The sequence below is a fragment of the Acinetobacter seifertii genome, from assembly GCF_000368065.1.
Taxonomy (GTDB): domain Bacteria; phylum Pseudomonadota; class Gammaproteobacteria; order Pseudomonadales; family Moraxellaceae; genus Acinetobacter; species Acinetobacter seifertii.
On record NZ_KB851200.1, the window covers coordinates 2,083,765 to 2,104,507 of the forward strand.

Genomic DNA, 20,743 nt, shown 5'->3' on the forward strand with positions numbered 1-20,743 from the left:
TGAATATTTCTGAAAAGCCCTAGATGGGCTTTTCTTTTTTTCTCATTTATTTATGAGCATAAATGCTCAGACATTTTTCTGATTTTCTTTGATCAATTCCTTGTTTTGATTGCAAAAACCATCTGATTAAACTCATGCACAATTCTTTTAATAATTCAGATGATACAATGAAGTACAAAGCTCTTTTATCTAGTCTTTCCATTGCTTTATTTAGCTTATCTTTAGCTGGCTGTAACGATAATAATTCACAAGAAACTGCAGCAACTACATCAAAGCAACCCAATATTCTGTTCATTATGGCCGATGACTTAGGCTATTCAGATTTAGGAGCCTTTGGTGGTGAAATTCATACGCCTAATATTGATAGTCTGGCGCAAGAAGGTCGACTTTTAACGGACTATCATACTGCACCAACTTGTTCCCCTACTCGCTCGCAACTCATTTCTGGTACTGACCATCATCTAGCAGGTATAGGAGCTATGGCTGAGCTTACACCAGACCATTTAAAAGGGCAGCCAGGCTATGAAGGTTATTTAAATGAACGCTCTTTATCGATTGCTCAGGTGCTCAAAGACAATGGTTATCGGACATATATTAGTGGTAAGTGGCATTTAGGGTTAACCCCTGAAACCAATGCACATGCCAAAGGTTTTGATCATTCATTTACCTTATTACAAGGTCTAGACCATCACTTTAAACAAGCTCCAAGTGCCTTTAAACGAAACTCGACCTATACCGAAGATGGACAAATTATTCCTGTTTCAGCATTACCTGATGACTTCTTCTCAACCAACTATTTTACCGACAAATTACTGAGCTACTTAGAGTCAGGTAAAAATAGTGGCAAGCCCTTCTTTGCCTATGCTGCCTATACCGCACCTCACTGGCCTATACAGGCACCTGCTGAATACCGTGACAAATATCGTGGCGTTTATGATGTTGGCTACGATGCTATTCGTAAAGCACGTATAGCTCGCCAAAAGCAGCTTGGAATTATTCCGGAAAACTTTGAAGCAGCAGAACCAATTGCGACCCAAAACGCACCACAAAAATATGGAAAGTGGGATGAGTTAACAGCTGAACAAAAAGCACTTGAAGCCCGAAAAATGGAAATCTACGCAGGTATGGTAGAAAATCTTGATGCCAACGTAGGCCGAATTATCCAATATCTAAAACAAAATAATCTTTATGAAAATACTTTAATTTTCTTTGTTTCTGACAATGGCGCAGAAGGTTTTATTCGTGGCGGATATGGTAGTGAATCTGGTTTTGATAACTCTGTAGCAAACGTAGGTACGCCTACTTCCTACCACTATATTGGACCACGTTGGGCCGAGGTCAGTGCGGCGCCTTTCCACTTATGGAAAGATACTGCTGGCGAAGGTGCAACGACTGCCCCTGCTATTGTGAAATTACCAAATCAGAAAAAAGCAGAAGCAACCAATCATAGCTTTGCATCTGTACTCGACGTTTTTCCAACCTTATTAGATTATGCCCATATTCAAGTCCCTCAGGGCCAATATAAAGGTCGAACCATTAATACACCGAGCGGTTATTCTTGGAAATCTGTACTTGAAAATAAATCACAAACCATCCGTCCAGCAAATTTCAGCTTTGCCGATGAACTCCATGGCAGTAAATATGCCAAACAAGGCGAATGGAAAATTGCGCTTCAAGGTCGCCCTGAATTAGGCACGAGTACTTGGGAACTCTATAACATTGCCACTGACCGTGGTGAAAACCACAATGTTGCGCAGCTTTACCCAGCAAAAGTACAAGAGTTGCTCTCGGTTTATCAAAAATACACTGAACAAAATGGCGTACAGGAATATAACGCCAAATGAAATTGAAACTGGTTCTAAGCACTACAATCAGCCTGTTATTCATCACAGGCTGTAGTAAGTCTGAACATAGCTCTGACACAAAAACAGTTTTACCAAAGCAAGCCATCCCATCGGCTGCTTTGGGCTCTATTGAACAGTGTAAAAGCTATACAGGCCTTCCTGCAGATTGGCTTAAAAATACAACGGCTGGAATGGTGTTCATTCCAGATGGACATTTTAATTTTGGTTCTGAAAAAGCTTATCCTGATGAGCTTAATTTTGGGAAAAAACAGCGGGAAGTCAAAGGATTCTGGATTGATCAAACTGAGGTCACTGTTGCTCAGTTCTCAAGTTTTGTAAAAGCCACGGGTTATATTACCGATGCTGAAAAACAAAAACAGGCGGCTGTTTTTTCACCAGACCCTCATCACCCACAGCAATGGTGGCAACTCAAATCTGGATATACCTGGAAAATGCCAAATGGCCAAAATGGCGCACTTCCCAACCCTCATGAACCTGTACGCTACGTGACAAAAAATGATGCTGAGCATTATGCAGTTTGGCTAGGACGCGATTTACCCACAGAACTTGAATGGGAGTACGCCGCTAAAGCAAACTCACATACCGACACGCCTTTACACCAAGCACCTACTGATGAACATCAGCATCCCCAAGCAAATTACTGGCAAGGTGTATTTCCTTTTGAAAATTTGAATCAAGACCATTTTACTGGTATTGCTCCTGTTGGCTGTTTTAAACCTAATGGCTTTAAACTATTCGATATGATTGGAAATGTTTGGGAATGGACATCCTCTCCCTACCAAGGCGCGCATGATCAACATATGGGTAATTATTCTGATTTAAGACAAAAAGAAATGAGCAGTACCCAATATGTCATTAAAGGAGGCTCATTTTTGTGCGCTGAAAATTATTGTTCACGTTATCGAAATAGTAGCCGTTACCCTCAAGATTTTGATTTAGCTGCTACACATGTTGGTTTTAGAACAATTTTACGTACACCTTAACAAGTTAAAACTATTTTGTAGTATTGATATTTCTTAACCAAAAGTAGATCGAAAAACGATCTAATAATTTTTATAGTAAATAGTAAAAGGGAGAATGATAAAAAGTGAGAACAATATGAAAGTATTACTAGTTTGTGCAGCAGCAATTTTCACACTATCACTATCTGCTTGTGCAGTTTATACCCCAGCTGGCAGTGTGGTGGTCGATCCGGATTCGCCTTATCACAATCATCCAGGTGATTTTTGTCCACCAGGACAAGCTAAAAAAGGCCGTTGCTAAAGGTTTAGATAGACTGTAACGAATTGACCTTGCCCTTTAGCAAGATGACTTACAGCTCACGTGAAGGGTTTCACCCAAAATTAGATGGGGCGAAACTAGAAAATTATGGTGCAAAAAAATCACCATATCCCCAAGATTTTTAAAAGACAATCTTACGTTGTCTTCCATCTAGTTTCACCCCAATTCTTTCTTATTCCGTTTCACTAGTCTTATCGTTTAATAAAAAAGTCTAGTTTTTTAATCATCATCGTATCTTTTTTATTGATACATTTTGAACATTTTATCTTCAGTTTAGACCTGATGAATTCGCTCTATACAAAATAATCATTTATGTAACGTAAGTCCATAAAAATGTTCTAGAAATGTGAAAAAAAATGAGGTAAAAATGAGATCGAATTATCATAAAAATTCACTCAAACTACCTCTATCACATAAATAATTTAATTTTCATTTTGTCAGTTATTGCCACTCGTTTCTTTACGTTGGCATAGATAATGTATACACCTGTATATTAATGATACCGTACAAGTGAGATATTTTATGTCCAGTCAGAGTCAAGTAGAAGGTCTACAATTTCCAATACATGCTTCAACAAAAAAGCAAAGTACTTCTCGCACAGGCCAAGAGATTTTGTCAGAAGCTTTATCTATTGTAGATAATAAAACTGCTCAACAGATTTTGACTGAAAAAAACTGGCGGAAAAATTATCCAACATACTTTAAATCGCTTGTTCAGCATGGACTCTCTAATAACAACAATCCGATTACCATTGCAAAACAGGGTTTGCATAAGGCTCATCATCTTTTTGATTTTTTTAGAGATGGCAAACATTACCTTTTAAAAGATGCTCTTCGTATTCCTGCGTCTGCACCTTTAAATACAGTAAAGTTCAAAGGCGAAAGTGAATCGGCACCGGAATGGTATGTTCCATATAAAGGCCAGAAACTCAGTGGACAAAGTCTCCTTGACCAAATTCAAAAATGGGAAAATGCAGGAATTATTGAACCAAGCCATGCAAACGCATTGCGTGAAGCTATCGCACATCCTGAATGGTTTGATTTATCAGATCGTACTATGGTGTTGTTTGGTGCAGCCTCAGAAGCGGGTCCCTTACCTTGGCTGGCAAAATGGAAAGCTAATATTATTGCAATAGACTTACCAAATTCACGAGTGTGGGGCAAAATCTTAAATACGATTAAAAATGGAAATGCAACGCTTATTGCCCCTACGATTGAATCAGTTGACTCGTCAGCAAAAGCATCCGAGTTAAGAGATAAATTAGGTGCCAATTTACTGACTCAACTTCCAGAAATTGCACAGTGGTTAGTTCAATTTCCACAAAAGTTAGATTTAGCTGCTATTGCGTATTTAGACGGTGAAAAACATGTCCGTGTTTCAATGGCAATGGATAGTATTATGCAATATGTGAGTGAACATAAATTAGATACCAGCTTAATGTTCATGTGTACTCCAACCGATGTTTACGCAGTACCTCAAGAAGTTGCAGAAGCAGCTCAAGAGAAATTTAAATCTCGTTCACAACTACAGAAAATGGCTGCGAAAGGGGTTTCTGCTCTTTCACTTAAACGTTTTTTCCAAGCACCTTATCAAGATTTAATTACCAGTGAGAATGGTAAAACTTATGGCATTGCAGACTGCTTAGTAGTTGAACAAGGGCCAAACTATGCTTTGGCAAAACGCATTCAACAATGGCGTGCAACACTTGCTCGTCATCAAGGCCAACGTGTAAGTATTAATATTGCTCCGTCTACCACAACTCACTCGGTGACCAAAAACCCACTACTTAAAGCAGCATTTAATGGTGCCGAACTTTTTGACGTTGAAGCATTCAGCCCTGAAACGACCAATGCGATTATGGCAGCGCTATGGATTCATGACTTAAGAAGTGAGTCCTCTGTAGCAAACCCAGAAACTGTACTTGATCATCCGCTTGAACTCATGATGGAAGGTGCCAATCACGGTGGTCTATGGCGTGTGGCTTATTTAGCCCGTACAGCTCTGCCTTTTGCTGCTATTTACGGTTTTGCAGCAGAGAAACTTCCTTTTAAGAAATTCTCTAAAAAATAATGAAATTAAAAGCCCAATTTTCGAATTGGGCTTTTTTTAATCTAATTATTTGTTTTGACTATAAGTTAAATACTTTTGCATTTCATCCGGTGGCACCATACCACCACCAGTCGCCCAGACCACATGTGTTGCCTGCTTTAACTTCTCTGCAGACAATTGATGCAAAGCTAAATAATCAGGAGTAGTTTGCACATAATATGACCCCATCATGCCAGCCGCTGCTGAAGGCTCAACTTGAATATTTTCCGTTTGATTTAAAAGTGCAATCAGCTCATATAAACGTTCATCATGAATCGTGTAGTAACCATCAATTAACTGTTCCATAGCTCGCCCTACGAATCCAGAAGCACGACCAACAGCTAACCCATCTGCAGCAGTAATGTTATCTAAACCAATATCATTTACTGAAATCTCATCGTGCAGTCCTGTATGCACACCCAATAACATACAAGGTGAATGCGTGGGTTCTGCAAAGATACAATGTACATGCTCGCCAAAAGCAAGTTTAAGCCCAAAACTCACGCCACCGGGACCACCACCTACGCCACAAGGTAAATAAACAAATAATGGATGTTCATCATCGACTTTTATCTGCTTTTGCTTACACTGCTGTTTTAAACGTAACCCCGCAACGGCATAACCTAAAAATAATGTTATTGAATTTTCATCGTCAATAAAAAAGCAATTTGGATCTTGTTCTGCAGCTTTACGTCCCTGCTCTACAGCAACCCCATAATCACTGTCATACTCAACCACGTTAACGCCCAATGAACGCAATTTATCCTTTTTCCATTGCCTTGCATCGGCAGACATATGCACTGTCACTCTAAAGCCGAGCTTCGCACTCATAATACCAATAGATAAACCAAGATTACCTGTAGAGCCTACTGCAATTTGATATTTGGAAAAAAATGTCCGAAATGCATCTTGGTCGAGTTTACTGTAATCGTCTTCTAACTTAAGAAGCCCTGCCTCAATTGCTAGTTTTTCAGCATGAGCCAAAACTTCATAAATACCACCACGTGCTTTAATTGAACCTGAAATCGGTAAATGACTATCTTTTTTAAGCCAAAGGCTGCCTGTAAGTTCCTTTTGCTCTTTTACAGATAGGGCGTGTTGCATATTTGCAATTTCAACTAACTCGGATTCAATTTTTCCGTGTTGCGTTTGAGTTTCAGGAAAGACTTTTACCAAGTAAGGAGCAAAACGGTCTAGCCTAGCCTCGGCGTCTTTTACATCTTGCTCGCTAAGACCAACTTTCGCGAGTGCATCTTTTAAAGGATAACGATTCGGGTTAAACCAAAATGTTTCTTGGTAATCTTGTAATGTTTGAATGAGTGGGAATTGTTGTTTTAGCTGATCAAGTTGAACCGTTTTCATCCTATATCCTTTCATCAATTTTTTGAGCTAGTCACACAGCAATAAGTATTTGCAATAATCATTCATTCTTTACTGAATTTATCTGAAAAAAGCGATCTTTTTTTAAATATGCCAATAAAAAAGCCACTAATAATAGTGGCTTTTTAGATTTAAACAGACAACTTAAATGAACTTTAAGAACAACCAATATAAGCCACCTGACAAACAGATGGTCGCAGGTAAAGTAAATATCCAAGCTGATAAGATTGTTTTAACAGTATTAAAGTTTAGACCAGATTTATTTGCAACCATGGTACCGGCAACAGCACTGTTTAAAACATGTGTAGTTGAAACTGGCATACCTAAACCATCTGCTGCTGCAATTGTACTCATTGCAATAAGCTCAGCAGACATACCTTGACCATAAGTCATATGGTTCTTACCAATACGCTCACCTACAGTTACCACAATGCGTTTCCAACCGACCATAGTGCCAAGACCAAGCGCTAATGCAACTGCAACTTTCACCCAGTTTGGAATGTACTGTAAGAATGAATCCAAGCTACCACGATAATCTTTTACAAGCTTTTTCTGTGAATCATCCATTTTTGGTAAAGCATCTGCTTTATCCAAACGTTTAAACGTGGTTGTGCTTAAATACATGTCATTACGAATTTCGCTAATCGCAGCTTCAGGAATATCTTTTAAGTCGCGATAGCTAGAAACACGAGCACCTAAATGGTCAGTCATACTTGCCAATGCAGGTACAACTTCAGGTGTTTGTTGCTTGGTTTGAATATATTTAGTTAAAACTTCACGCGCTTTTTCATCAGTCAATTCTTGCTGATTATGGTTTAACAAAACCGCAGTTTGAGAAGAAAGCTGGTGGAATGATTGAACCTGTTGTGTATCTAGGTTTTTATTAATTGAATAAGCTAATGGTACTAAACCAACCAAAATAAGCATGATGAGTCCCATACCTTTTTGGCCGTCATTTGAACCATGTGCAAAACTTACACCTGTGCAGGTAAAGATTAAAATTGCACGAATGATTGCTGGTGGTGGCTTATTACCTTCAGGTGGCTGAAATAATTCTAATTGGCGTTTAAAAATAGTTTTAACCAACAAGAATAAGATTGCTGCAAAAGCAAAACCAATTAAAGGTGAAAATAATAATGCCTTACCTACTTTAATCACCTGATCCATATCTACACCACTGGTCGTTACGCCAGTTGATGCACTCAATAGATGGTTCATAATACCCACGCCCAAGATTGAACCAATCAAGGTGTGAGAGCTAGAAGCTGGGATTCCTAAGAACCAAGTACCAAGGTTCCAAAGAATTGCAGCGATTAACAATGCAAAAACCATTGCAAAGCCAGCACCGCTACCCATATTCATGATAAGTTCAACAGGAAGCAATGCAATGATGCCATAAGCAACAGCACCACTTGCGACCATTACCCCAAGGAAATTACAAAAACCAGCCCACATGACTGCAACTGGTGCCGGCAATGCATTTGTATAAATGACCGTTGCAACTGCATTGGCAGTGTCGTGGAAACCATTTACAAATTCAAAGCCCAATGCAATGAAAAGCGCAGTAGATAAAAGAATAACCGAATAAAGGCTCAAAGGTGGAACATGCGCTAAATCAGCACTAACCTGAAACCCAATATAAATAAGTGTTGCAACAATAATCGTCAGAAACACCGGCATAAAAAATTTCGGTGTTGGGACGTGTACATTCGTCGATTTTGCTTGCAGGTTTGCCGCAAGTTTTGAATCCGAAACAGGGGGTAGATTAGAATTCATGCAGACGGTAAGAGGATAATAAAATCCTCTGTATTCTTAAATTAAATTATGACAATTATATGACAAAGAGCCGCCTGATGAAGTCAATTTTTTATATTTTGACCTCATTTGATGCACCTTTCCTCGCTATTTTTTATTTTTTTATTAAAATACAATAAGTTAAATCATTATTTACGAACTCCTTTTGTGCTTATTTTTACAGCAAAAAAATAAATAAAATGACCCATATGTTTATTTTTCATACAAAGCAATTGTAATATTTCGGCATATTGGGCATGAAATATTTCAATATCATGATCATTTGATGAATATTTCATGAAAATTCTTTTGTTTTTGTCATAAAACCGGCTCTTTTTACTAATTTTTTACTCATCGACTCGTGACCTTCGTAGGTCATCATTTGTGCTGCTATTCTGTTACAATAGCGCCGCATTTTTAAATTCATATAAAAGATCGGGGTTTTTTATGTCTACGCTTGCCACCCTAAAAGCGCTTCTTGCTAAACGCATTCTGATTATTGATGGTGCCATGGGAACGATGATCCAGCGCCATAAGTTAGAAGAAGCCGACTACCGTGGTGAGCGTTTTGCCGATTGGGCACATGACTTAAAAGGCAACAACGACCTTTTAGTTTTGACACAACCTCAAATCATTCAAGGCATTCATGAAGCTTATCTTGATGCTGGTGCAGATATTATTGAAACCAATAGCTTTAACGGTACGCGTGTTTCAATGTCTGACTACCACATGGAAGATCTTGTTCCAGAGATTAACCGTGAAGCAGCACGTTTAGCCAAAGCAGCTTGTGAAAAGTATTCAACTCCAGACAAGCCGCGTTTTGTAGCAGGTGTACTTGGGCCAACTTCGCGTACTTGTTCAATTTCACCAAATGTAAATGACCCTGCTTTTCGTAACATTACCTTTGATGAACTAAAAGAAAACTATATTGAAGCGACTCATGCGCTGATTGAAGGCGGTGCAGATATCATTCTGATTGAAACCGTATTTGATACCTTAAACTGTAAAGCTGCGATTTTTGCGGTAAAAGAAGTCTTTAAACAAATTGGTCATGAATTACCAATCATGATTTCAGGGACCATTACCGATGCATCGGGTCGTACCTTAACAGGTCAAACTGCCGAAGCGTTCTGGAACTCTGTACGTCATGGTGACTTACTATCGATTGGTTTTAACTGTGCGCTTGGTGCAGATGCAATGCGTCCTCATGTAAAAACTATTTCCGATGTCGCAGATACGTTTGTTTCAGCACACCCAAATGCAGGCTTACCAAACGCTTTTGGTGAATATGATGAAACACCAGAACAAACTGCTGCATTCTTAAAAGAATTTGCAGAAAGCGGTTTAATTAATATTACTGGTGGTTGCTGTGGTACCACACCTGATCATATTCGCGCTATTGCTAATGCAGTAAAAGACATTGCACCTCGCCAAGTTCCTGAAACAGTCCCTGCTTGCCGTTTAAGTGGTTTAGAGCCATTTAATATTTATGATGACTCACTTTTCGTGAACGTGGGTGAACGTACTAACGTTACAGGTTCGAAAAAATTTTTACGTCTCATTCGTGAAGAAAACTTTGCCGAAGCTTTAGAAGTTGCACAGCAGCAAGTTGAAGCTGGCGCACAAATTATTGACATTAACATGGATGAAGGGATGCTCGATTCGCAAAATGCGATGGTGCATTTCTTAAACCTTGTAGCTTCTGAACCAGATATTTCACGTGTGCCGATCATGATTGACTCATCAAAATGGGAAATCATTGAAGCTGGCTTAAAATGCGTACAAGGTAAACCCGTTGTTAACTCGATTTCTTTGAAAGAAGGTTATGACGAGTTTGTCGAAAAAGCTCGCCTGTGCCGTCAATACGGCGCTGCAATTATTGTGATGGCCTTTGATGAAACAGGTCAGGCCGACACTGCTGAACGTAAACGTGAAATCTGTAAACGTTCTTATGATGTTTTGGTTAACGATGTAGGCTTCCCTGCTGAAGATATTATTTTTGACCCGAACGTATTTGCTGTGGCAACAGGGATCGAAGAACACAATAACTATGGCGTCGATTTTATTGAAGCCACAGGTTGGATTAAACAAAACTTACCACATGCCATGATTTCTGGTGGCGTGTCGAACGTTTCATTCTCGTTCCGCGGTAACGAGCCTGTTCGTGAAGCCATTCACTCTGTCTTCTTGTACCATGCCATCAAGCAAGGCATGACCATGGGTATTGTGAATGCTGGTCAAATGGCAATTTATGATGATATTCCAGCCGAGCTAAAAGAAGCTGTTGAAGATGTCATCTTGAACCAAAACCAAGGTGAATCTGGTCAAGCTGCGACTGAGAAACTGCTTGAAGTCGCTGAAAAATACCGCGGACAAGGCGGTGCTGCCAAAGAAGCCGAGAACCTTGAATGGCGTAATGAGTCAGTCGAAAAACGTCTTGAATATGCGTTGGTTAAAGGTATTACCACTTACATTGATCAAGATACAGAAGAAGCTCGCCTCAAAGCAAAACGTCCTTTAGATGTAATCGAAGGCGCTTTGATGGATGGTATGAACGTGGTTGGTGACTTGTTCGGTTCAGGCAAAATGTTCTTACCTCAGGTTGTGAAATCTGCACGTGTTATGAAGCAAGCTGTGGCTTGGCTCAACCCGTACATTGAAGCTGAAAAAACAGGTAGCCAATCTAAAGGTAAAGTCCTCATGGCAACTGTTAAGGGCGACGTACACGATATTGGTAAGAATATTGTTGGCGTAGTACTTGGCTGTAATGGTTACGACATTGTTGACCTTGGCGTGATGGTACCTTGCGAGAAAATCTTGCAAACTGCAATTGATGAAAAATGTGACATCATTGGGTTGTCTGGTCTGATTACTCCATCTTTAGATGAGATGGTATTTGTTGCGAAAGAAATGCAACGTAAGGGTTTTAACATTCCTTTATTGATTGGTGGCGCGACTACTTCTAAAGCACACACAGCAGTAAAAATTGACCCTCAGTATCAAAACGATGCAGTGATTTATGTTGCAGATGCTTCACGTGCTGTAGGTGTTGCAACCACTCTCCTTTCGAAAGAAATGCGTGGAAACTTTATTGCAGAGCATCGTGCTGAATATGCCAAGATCCGTGAGCGCTTAGCCAATAAACAGCCAAAAGCTGCAAAATTGACTTATAAAGAGTCGGTTGAGAATGGTTTTAAAATTGATGAGAGCTATGTACCACCAAAACCAAATCTTTTGGGAACACAAGTCCTCACCAACTACCCGCTTGCAACCCTTGTAGAATATTTTGACTGGACACCATTCTTCATTTCTTGGAGCTTGGCAGGTAAGTTTCCGAAAATTTTAGAAGATGAAGTGGTGGGTGAAGCGGCAACTGACCTTTACAACCAAGCTCAAGCAATGTTGAAAGATATTATCGACAACAACCGTTTTGATGCTCGTGCTGTATTTGGTATGTTCCCTGCTCAGCGCACTGACGCCGACACAGTGAGTGTATTTGATGAAGCTGGCCAAAATGTTACGCATACTTTTGAGCACTTACGTCAGCAATCTGACAAAGTGACAGGTAAACCAAACTTGTCTTTGGCAGATTACATTCGCGCTGACCGTGAGCAACAAGACTACTTAGGCGGATTTACTGTATCGATTTTTGGTGCAGAAGAATTGGCAAATGAATACAAAGCTAAAGGTGATGACTACTCTGCAATTTTAGTTCAGTCACTAGCCGACCGTTTTGCTGAAGCCTTTGCCGAACACTTACATGAACGCATTCGTAAAGAGTTCTGGGGCTATAAAGCTGATGAACAGCTCAGCAATGAAGAACTGATTAAAGAGAAATATGTCGGTATTCGCCCAGCACCAGGCTACCCTGCTTGCCCTGAGCACTCTGAAAAAGCGGTGTTGTTCGACTGGTTAGGCTCTACCGACAAAATCGGCACCAAACTGACTGAACACTTTGCAATGATGCCGCCATCTTCAGTAAGTGGTTTCTATTATTCGCACCCTCAAAGCGAATACTTTAACGTGGGCAAAATCTCTCAAGACCAACTTGAAGATTATGCAAAACGTAAACGTTGGACACTGGATGAAGCTAAACGTTGGTTAGCGCCGAATTTAGATGATTCGATTGTTTAAATTTTGAATCATCCTGATTAAAAATAGGGCGTGAGGGAAATTCCATCATGCTCTATTTATCTTTAAAGTTTTTAAAACTAATTTTCTTAAAATTACTATAAAAATATATTTTAGATAATTAATGTAACTAAGCTTAATTTTTCTTAGAAAACCACTTTAAATATTACAAATACTATATATATTAATATGTATTATAAAATTTTATTAATTTGGATATAACAATGAACTTCATTTGGGAAATATCGGCGAATTCAAACATGAGGTGCGACAGTTTCAAAAGCCATATGATAATCAACAAGCTGAGCAAATTTCTCTAATGGTGTAAGCCAATCTAACGCCTTTCTAGGACGAGTATTCAGTGACATGGCAACTTGATTTAAATAATGCTGATCTGCCTGATTTAAATCAATCCCTTTAGGTAAATATTGCCTAATTAAACCATTCATATTTTCGCATGTGCCTTTTTGCCAGGGTGAATGTGGGTCACAGAAATATACATCTATGCCTAAATCTTCTTCGAGTATTTTATGTTCTGACATCTCACGTCCACGGTCATAGGTCAACGTTTTACGCAGTTCTGCAGGTAAATATTTCAGAGCTTCAGTTAAAGCCTTGCGCACTGATTCTGCCTTTGCATCAGGTAATGTTGCCAAGATACAGAGCCGTGTATTTCGTTCAATAAGTGTTGCTATCGAACTTTTATTGTCTTTACCTTTAATTAAATCAGCTTCCCAATGACCCGGTATTTTTCTTTCTTGAACTTCGGCTGGGCGCTCATGAATAGTTTTAATATCCTGTAATATAGAATCTTTTTTAGGTTCACCGTTAGCTTTTCGCTTTTTATTTTCATGACGTAGACAGGATAATAAGTCTTTTTTCAACTCACCCTTGGGTAATGCTCGTATCGTTGAATAAATCGTTGTATGGCTTACATTCATTGTTTGATCCAAATCAGGAAATGTCTTTAAACGCTTTGCTATTTGCTGAGGAGACCATAAACAACGGATCGCTTCAACAATAAATTTCCAGAGGATTGAATCGATTTTGAGTTTTCTGTGACCACGTCTACGTCTAGCAAAAGTGTTATCAGAAGCATATTGAGCTTGATAAACGTCATTGATGCTATTTCTTTTAAGCTCACGATAGATCGTACTAGGATGTCTTTTAATAAGTTCAGCAAATTTTCTGGCTGAAAAGCCTTCTTTTCTTGACTCAAGCATTAATGCAGTACGATCTTCAAAGTTAAGATGATGGTATGACAATTTTATATACTCCATAAACCCTTTAAATTAATTAGGTGGTTTATGTCGCACTTCAAGTTTTACTCTGCCATCTCAATCTCCTTATAGCTCACAAATTATTACATCATCCATGGATTTTGGCACAGACAAGAAATGTTATCTTATTGATCAATATTCTGGAAAACAGCCATCAATAATTAATGAAGAATTTCTTAAAAAAGGACAAATAAGCTTCCCAATTTTTCCTAGTGTATTATTAGATTCAAACATCTCTGATGAAATAGTAAATTTTGTTAATAAAGGAGAATGTAGAGATGGAGTTTATGAACTTATAAAGTTTATGACAAAGGTGAATTGTGATTATTCATTGTTGTTTTATTATTTGGAAAGTTTATGTAAAAGTAAAAATTCAGAATTATTTCTTAAATATGCTAAACAATCTACAGAATGTTTATTAATACTTCACTCTATGGATTCTAATATTTTTCTAGAAACAAATAAAATCCAAAGTAATCCGCAAGCTGTCCAGCACTATTTAAATACTTTTCAATGTAAAAACCTAAAGGAAGTCGCGGCTAAAATCGTAACAGATTTTCTTTCAAAATACTCTAAAAGTATGATTAATAATCAACTAACCTTAATAGAAATAGCATTAATTAAAATATTACTAATTAAAAAATTTGAGATGAAAAATGGATCTCATAAAGATCAAATAAATAGTTTTATAGGTTTCTTTAAGAGTGTTTTAAAAATAAATCCTGCAAGAGAAATGCAATTTGCTATACATTACTTTCACGACACTAAAGATCAATTACTAAATATACAAGATAACACATCATTTAAAAAAGCTTTAGAGGTGATAAAATCAACAGCCTGGGACTTATATCTACTCAGATTTCCTGAACTTTTTTTTAAATTCAATAATAATGAACTAAATATTTTCTATATCGCGACACAAGAACACTCACTTGCTGAATTGGCAAAGTTATTCTCAATTCAACAAATCCATATTTATAGTGATCAAATTTATCCAATAATAGCTTATGATATGTCAAAAATACCAGAAAACTTCACCCCTCCTCATATGAATAAATTTGATATTAATAGAAATTTTAGTTTACCTAATTATCTATATGAAAGTATGATTAATGAATTAAAAAGATTACTAAAATAATAAAACACATAAACACCATCCCGACTTTTAGTTAAGGAATGGTGTTTTAGAAAAATAAGATAACTTTTATTTAAATTTTGTATTCGATAAAATAGGGTTAAAAATTCAAGTAAAATTCATAGTGAAGAAGTTATCAATTTGTACCATAAAACACCTTACCATTGAGTTTTACTCATAGGATTAATTTCTTTATAACCTTAAATTGTACAAGTTTGTTTAATATTTAGAGTTAATGGCACTAAGCATCATTAACACTATCTATAATAAAAACCTCTTTAAAAAGATGAAAAATCAATCTTATATTCATCCAGTCTTACTATTACAAAATAGAGTATAAGCATGAAAAAATTAGCAATTTTAGGTGTTACGATTTATAGCATTGCACAACTTACAAATGCAGCCACATTAAATGTAAAGCCATATGGTACGACTCAAGACGGTCAAAAAGTTGATCTATATACCATGAGCAATAACAAAGGCGTCTCTGTATCCTTTATTAGTTATGGTGGGGTAATTACCCAGATTTTGACTCCCGATGCACAAGGCAAACAAAATAATATTGTTTTAGGCTTCGATGATCTAAAAGGCTATGAAATCACTGATACCAAGGAAGGCATTCATTTTGGCGGATTAATTGGTCGTTATGCGAACCGTATTGGTAATGCTAAATTTAGCTTAGATGGAAAAACGTATAACCTTGAAAAAAATAATGGACCGAATTCATTACATAGCGGTAATCCGGGTTTTGATAAACGTGTTTGGCAAGTTAAGCCCCTCGTTTCCAAAGGCGAAACCGTTAAAGCTTCTCTGAAGTTAATCAGTCCAAATGGGGATCAAGGTTTTCCCGGAAAATTAGATGTGGAAGTAATCTACAGTCTTTCAGATCAAAATGAATTCAAGATTGAATATAAGGCTAAAACTGATCAACCGACAGTCGTCAATCTCACCAACCACAGTTATTTCAACTTGTCAGGTGCTGGCAACAACCCTTATGGTGTGCTCGATCATGTTGTACAACTTAATGCAGACCGTGTATTGGTAACCGATCAAAATTCTTTACCCACAGGTGAAATAGCTTCGGTTGCAGGTACACCTTTTGATTTTCGGACGCCTAAAGCGATTGTGAAAGATATTCGAGCGAATCATCAGCAATTGGCCTATGGATATGGCTATGACCAAACTTGGGTACTTAATCAAAAGTCTCAAGGAAAGTTAAATCTTGCAGCTCATGTTTTTGATCCGAAATCTAAACGGACACTGCAAGTCTTAACTACTGAACCAAGCATTCAAATGTATACAGCCAATCATTTACTAGGAAATGTTGCTGGTTCAAATGGCGTACTCTATCGACAAGCAGATGCGTTAGCATTAGAAACACAACATTTTCCAGATAGCCCGAATCAACCATCCTTCCCTTCTACACGTTTGAATCCAAATCAAACTTATAACAGTGTCACCGTATTTAAATTTGGTATTCAGAAATAGTCTTTTTGATTGGAACTATAGTTATCTAAAAAGACTCTCAGCCGAATATGACTGAGAGTCTTTTCATTTATTTAACTTTTGTGTTTGGTAAAAATGCAGTTGCAAATCCAAGTAATGGCAAGAATGAACATAAACCAAATACCCATTCAATGCCGTTAATATCAGCTAAATGTCCTAACCCAGCTGCGGCAATACCACTTACCCCAAACATAAGACCAAACATTAAACCTGCAATCATACCCACACGGCCCGGAACAGCTTCTTGTGCGTAAACTACCATGGCAGCAAAAGCAGACGACAACACCAAACCTGCAATAATTGAGAAAACTGTTATCCAAAATAAGTTTGCATACGGCATCATTAATGCAAACGGCGCCATACCCACAAATGAAACCCAAATAACCGCTTTACGGCCAATTTTGTCACCAATTGGGCCACCAGCAAATGTACCTAAAGCAACAGCTGCTAAAAAGGCAAATAAATGCAATTGAGCGGTCTGGATGCTGATATGGAACTTTTGAATAAGATAAAAAGTAAAGTAGTTACTAATGCTGGCAATGTAGGTAAATTTAGCAAACATCAATAAACTAATTGTGCTCAAAGCAATGATCAGCTTACGGCCATGCAATTTACTTTGTGCTTGATTTGCACGCGCAGCCACCTGATTTTTAGCATGACTCACCGTCCAGCGGCTTACGCCAAATAAAACCCAAATCGCTAAAAGTGCAAATATCACTAAGCCCGCAACTGCATGCTGCCCAAATGGAACAATCAATAACGCTGCTAATAATGGGCCAATGGCAGTACCTGTATTTCCACCTACCTGAAAAGTCGACTGCGCCGTACCAAAGCGCCCACCCGATGCCATTCGTGCCACCCGTGAAGCTTCAGGGTGAAAAGTTGCCGACCCTACCCCAATCAGTGCAGATGCACACAACAACACTGCAAAACTTGGTGAAAATGCCAACAAGATAATGCCGCAGAATGTGACCATCATTCCGAGTGGTAGAAGATACGGTTTTGGATGTTTATCGGTATAAAGTCCAATCCAAGGCTGAAGCAGTGAACCTGTAATTTGATATACAAACGAAATCAGGCCAACTTGAGCAAAACTCAGCGAAAAGTTTGCTTTTAGCATTGGATAAATAGCGGGTAGCACTGCTTGAATCAAATCATTCAGTAAATGTGCGACCGCCACGGCGCCTACAATTTTAATAATCATTCCTTGAGGCTGATCATTTGCAACGGTATTGGCAATACCATCTTTCAATTGTATTGAAGACGTCATACCTGAAAAACTCCAATATTCTAAGTAAGATGCTTATTGTAAATTGTCGCTTATAAAGTTATCTTCCAATAATCATTGTATAAGTGACAATTTTTAGGATAGTTTATGTCCGATTCTCTTATTCAGTCTGATTTATCTGAACTTGTGATTGGGCTATCTTCTGAGCATTCTTACCGAGAAATCACCCCTACCCACACGCATACACGTGCGCAGTTTTTGTATGCATCCACAGGAAACATTCAGGTATTTACACCGAATAATGTCTGGATTGTGCCACCCATGTGTGCCTTATGGATTCCTGCTCATGTTGAGCACAGTGTGATTTCACTAAGTCACGTGAAGTTAAATACGGCGTTGGTTGAAGTAAATGCAGCCGCTCTAATGGGGCAACATTGCTTTATTATTCGGGTAAGCAACCTGTTGCATGAGCTTTTGATTCGTTTAAATGAAATTGAACGAGAAGACACGCCCAATACGGCGACGTCTCAAGAACTTTCCCGTTCTTTACAAATTTTGATTTTTGAAGAAATTCATCGGGCCAATTTGTTGCCTATTCAGATTCCTTGGCCGAAAGACAAACGACTATTAAAAATTTGCCAAGAGTTATTACATACTCCTGACCATTCAAAAGACTTAACAGATTGGGCTGATGAGATTGGTGCGAGTTCTAGAACCCTAATGCGCATGTTCCAAAAAGAAACTGGACTGTCTTATCGGGCATGGGTCCAGCAAATGCATATTGCACTTGCCTTAAGTAAAATCGCGAATGGTGAATCTATTGCTCGAATTTCTGAATCACTGGGGTATAACACCCCCAGTGCGTTCAGTGCGATGTTTAAGCGACATCTAGGAAAAACACCTCAGCAGTTTAGAAGTTCTGCGATGTCGCTATAAGTCTTTTTTTTTGCAGGTAGGTCATGCTTTTCAAGCAAATCGTCAAAATCATGGTAGACATGAAGCTCACGATCTTTACCAGTTCTCGCATGATCTAATCGTTGTTCAGGATCCACTAAAACAAGCGTATGGCCATCATCAATCAGACGATCTACACCTTCTAAGAACATACGTTTACCCACATCGTGGATAAGTGAAATCTGGGTTAAATCAATGACGATTGTGCTTTGGTCAGTTGTCTCGTCTTGTAAAATGCGCAACAACATTTCAGCTTCGGTAAATTTCAATACACCGCGAAGCACATATACACTTAATGAAGCATCTTTTCCTGTACGGTAATGGCTTTGTACAATCGTTTGTGCAGAAGGTGTACCTTCCATGAGGTGTAATCCCATGTCACGGGATAACCGTTCTAAAATATCGATGCCTCGAATACTATGACCATGCTCATCTAAACGAGGAGAAAAAGCAGCAATACTGACCTGACCCGGCAGCACACCTAAAATACCGCCTGCTACACCACTCTTAGCAGGAATACCTACAGTCGACAACCAGTCACCCGCGGCATCATACATACCACAGCTCATCATGACACTGAGCACTTGTCTAACGACAGATCGGTTTAACAAACGCTTTCCAGTTTTAGGGTCAACCCCACCATTGGCAAGTACACTGCCCATACGTACCAAGTCTTTAACTGTAACCATGATCGCACATTGACGAATGTAACCATTCACAATATCGACAGGGTCAGTTTCTAAAATTCCGACAGTTCGCAACATATAACCGATCGAAAGATTACGGTAGGCAGTTTTGACTTCCGAATCATAAACAGACTCATCAAAACTTAATTCACGCCCTGCAAGTTCGCTCATAAAACGGCGTAGAATTTCTGCACTATGTAAACCATGCTTGACCTGAATCAAGGAATGTACAGTAATTGCGCCAGAGTTAATCATCGGGTTTTTCGGACGTCCGTCTTTACCCAATGAAATTTCATTGAAGGCTTCCCCCGAAGGCTCTACCCCTACTTTCGCAAGTACTGCATCAATGCCAAGCTGTTGTAAAACATAGGCATATACGAACGGTTTAGAAATCGATTGAATGGTGAATTCAACATCATCATCTCCAATCGAATAAATTTCGCCATCTACCGTAGACATGGCTAAAGCTAATCGATCTGGATTTGCATTTGCTAACTCTGGAATATAGTCAGCTAGATGTCCGCTATTATCTACCTCACAGGCTTCTATCACATTTGCCAAATAATCTGGGAGAGGGGTTTTCATGGTCAGTAACCTTAAATGAGGAGATTTACACTTTCGATCATTTTTTCAGCACAACCTGCTGATAATATTAAAATTATAATTTTTTAGTGAAATAAAAATCACGATATAAGTATTGTAATTCCGATGGCTTATTTATTTCAAGCTCATTATACGTTTTTAAAAACTTTAAATAGAAGATTAGATTATTCTTTCTACAAATAGAACTCCATTTAAATGATCCACTTCATGTTGAACAATTCGAGCCGGAAAACCATGGAAAACTGTTTCAACGGCTTCACCCTGAAGTGTTAAATATTTAACCTTAACCATTTCTGCACGTTCAACTTGTCCACGCTCATCTGGCACACTTAAGCAACCTTCTTCACCCAAAAGCGTTTCATTTGAGAACTCTAAAATTTCAGGATTCACCATCACTACAGCATCCATTTCAGGTGCATCGGGATAACGTGGGTTTGGTCTGGAAGCCACAATAATGACGCGTTTAGAAATATAAACTTGTGGTGCGGCAATCCCTACGCCATTACGCTCAAGCATTGTTGCTTGCATAGCAGCAGCAAGCTGATAAAGCCAATCACTGTTCAACTCATTTGCCGAGACAGGAGCCGCAATCAGTTTTAAGATATCTTCACCACGCTTTGCGACTGGTAAAACTACACTCATCCTTTGAATCTCTCATTAAACTCAATATGACAAGTTTTATTGTGTCGCTGAACAGCTCAAAAGAAAAGTCATTCCTACATCTGTTTTTGTTTCATCTAATGCGTTTTTTGTTTTAAAGCTTTTTTATTTGAGTGATTGCAAAATCTAAACCTCCATATAGAACAAATTTC

14 protein-coding genes are annotated in these 20,743 nt (G+C 38.5%); 8 read left to right on the forward strand and 6 right to left on the reverse strand.

What is annotated here, in order from left to right:
- Positions 1-167: 167 nt before the first annotated feature.
- From F985_RS17320 to F985_RS17335, 4 genes are all read left to right on the forward strand, one after another.
- Positions 168-1,844 carry an arylsulfatase gene (locus F985_RS17320; RefSeq protein WP_025469183.1) on the forward strand — a complete coding sequence of 559 codons (1,677 nt, stop codon included), beginning with the start codon at positions 168-170 and terminating at the stop codon, positions 1,842-1,844.
- Positions 1,841-2,848, forward strand: coding sequence for an SUMF1/EgtB/PvdO family nonheme iron enzyme (locus tag F985_RS17325; RefSeq protein WP_004703128.1), 1,008 nt, complete (start codon positions 1,841-1,843; stop codon positions 2,846-2,848). The genes F985_RS17320 and F985_RS17325 overlap by 4 nt, the downstream gene beginning before the upstream one ends.
- A gap of 115 nt (positions 2,849-2,963) precedes the next feature.
- Positions 2,964-3,128, forward strand: coding sequence for a hypothetical protein (locus tag F985_RS17330; protein WP_004703129.1), 165 nt, complete (start codon positions 2,964-2,966; stop codon positions 3,126-3,128).
- A 540-nt stretch (positions 3,129-3,668) separates the two neighbouring features.
- Positions 3,669-5,216, forward strand: a complete 1,548-nt coding sequence (locus F985_RS17335) for a hypothetical protein (RefSeq protein ID WP_004703130.1) — start codon at positions 3,669-3,671, stop codon at positions 5,214-5,216.
- A 45-nt stretch (positions 5,217-5,261) separates the two neighbouring features.
- On the opposite strand, the gene F985_RS17340 is transcribed toward F985_RS17335, so the two are convergent.
- Together F985_RS17340 and F985_RS17345 are read right to left on the reverse strand one after the other, a co-directional pair.
- Positions 5,262-6,596, reverse strand: coding sequence for a D-serine ammonia-lyase (locus F985_RS17340; RefSeq protein ID WP_004703131.1), 1,335 nt, complete (start codon positions 6,594-6,596; stop codon positions 5,262-5,264).
- 162 nt (positions 6,597-6,758) lie between these two features.
- Positions 6,759-8,390 carry an inorganic phosphate transporter gene (locus F985_RS17345; protein ID WP_004703132.1) on the reverse strand — a complete coding sequence of 544 codons (1,632 nt, stop codon included), beginning with the start codon at positions 8,388-8,390 and terminating at the stop codon, positions 6,759-6,761.
- 465 nt (positions 8,391-8,855) lie between these two features.
- On the opposite strand from F985_RS17345, the gene metH reads away from it, so the two are divergent.
- A complete protein-coding gene (gene metH / locus F985_RS17350; RefSeq protein ID WP_004703133.1) occupies positions 8,856-12,542 on the forward strand; it encodes a methionine synthase in 3,687 nt (1,228 codons plus the stop codon).
- A gap of 251 nt (positions 12,543-12,793) precedes the next feature.
- Here metH and F985_RS17355 read toward each other — a convergent pair whose 3' ends face one another.
- Positions 12,794-13,819 carry an IS30-like element ISAba125 family transposase gene (locus F985_RS17355; RefSeq protein ID WP_001988464.1) on the reverse strand — a complete coding sequence of 342 codons (1,026 nt, stop codon included), beginning with the start codon at positions 13,817-13,819 and terminating at the stop codon, positions 12,794-12,796.
- Between the two features lie 94 nt (positions 13,820-13,913).
- On the opposite strand from F985_RS17355, the gene F985_RS17360 reads away from it, so the two are divergent.
- Together F985_RS17360 and F985_RS17365 are read left to right on the forward strand one after the other, a co-directional pair.
- Positions 13,914-14,957 (forward strand): hypothetical protein, encoded by a 1,044-nt coding sequence (locus F985_RS17360; protein WP_004703136.1) that lies wholly within the window; start codon positions 13,914-13,916, stop codon positions 14,955-14,957.
- 339 nt (positions 14,958-15,296) lie between these two features.
- The gene (locus F985_RS17365; RefSeq protein ID WP_004703138.1) at positions 15,297-16,442 is read left to right on the forward strand and encodes an aldose epimerase family protein; all 1,146 of its coding nucleotides are present in this window, start codon (positions 15,297-15,299) and stop codon (positions 16,440-16,442) included.
- Between the two features lie 67 nt (positions 16,443-16,509).
- Here F985_RS17365 and F985_RS17370 read toward each other — a convergent pair whose 3' ends face one another.
- Positions 16,510-17,730, reverse strand: a complete 1,221-nt coding sequence (locus F985_RS17370; RefSeq protein WP_004703140.1) for an MFS transporter — start codon at positions 17,728-17,730, stop codon at positions 16,510-16,512.
- A gap of 105 nt (positions 17,731-17,835) precedes the next feature.
- Between F985_RS17370 and F985_RS17375 the strand changes: the two genes are divergently transcribed.
- Entirely contained in the window at positions 17,836-18,624 is a 789-nt protein-coding gene (locus tag F985_RS17375) for an AraC family transcriptional regulator (protein ID WP_004703142.1), read from the forward strand.
- On the opposite strand, the gene F985_RS17380 is transcribed toward F985_RS17375, so the two are convergent.
- Positions 18,591-19,913, reverse strand: coding sequence for a glutaminase (locus tag F985_RS17380; protein ID WP_004703144.1), 1,323 nt, complete (start codon positions 19,911-19,913; stop codon positions 18,591-18,593). The genes F985_RS17375 and F985_RS17380 overlap by 34 nt on opposite strands.
- Before the next feature lie 177 nt (positions 19,914-20,090).
- Entirely contained in the window at positions 20,091-20,573 is a 483-nt protein-coding gene (gene def, locus F985_RS17385; protein ID WP_004703146.1) for a peptide deformylase, read from the reverse strand.
- Positions 20,574-20,743 lie beyond the last annotated feature (170 nt).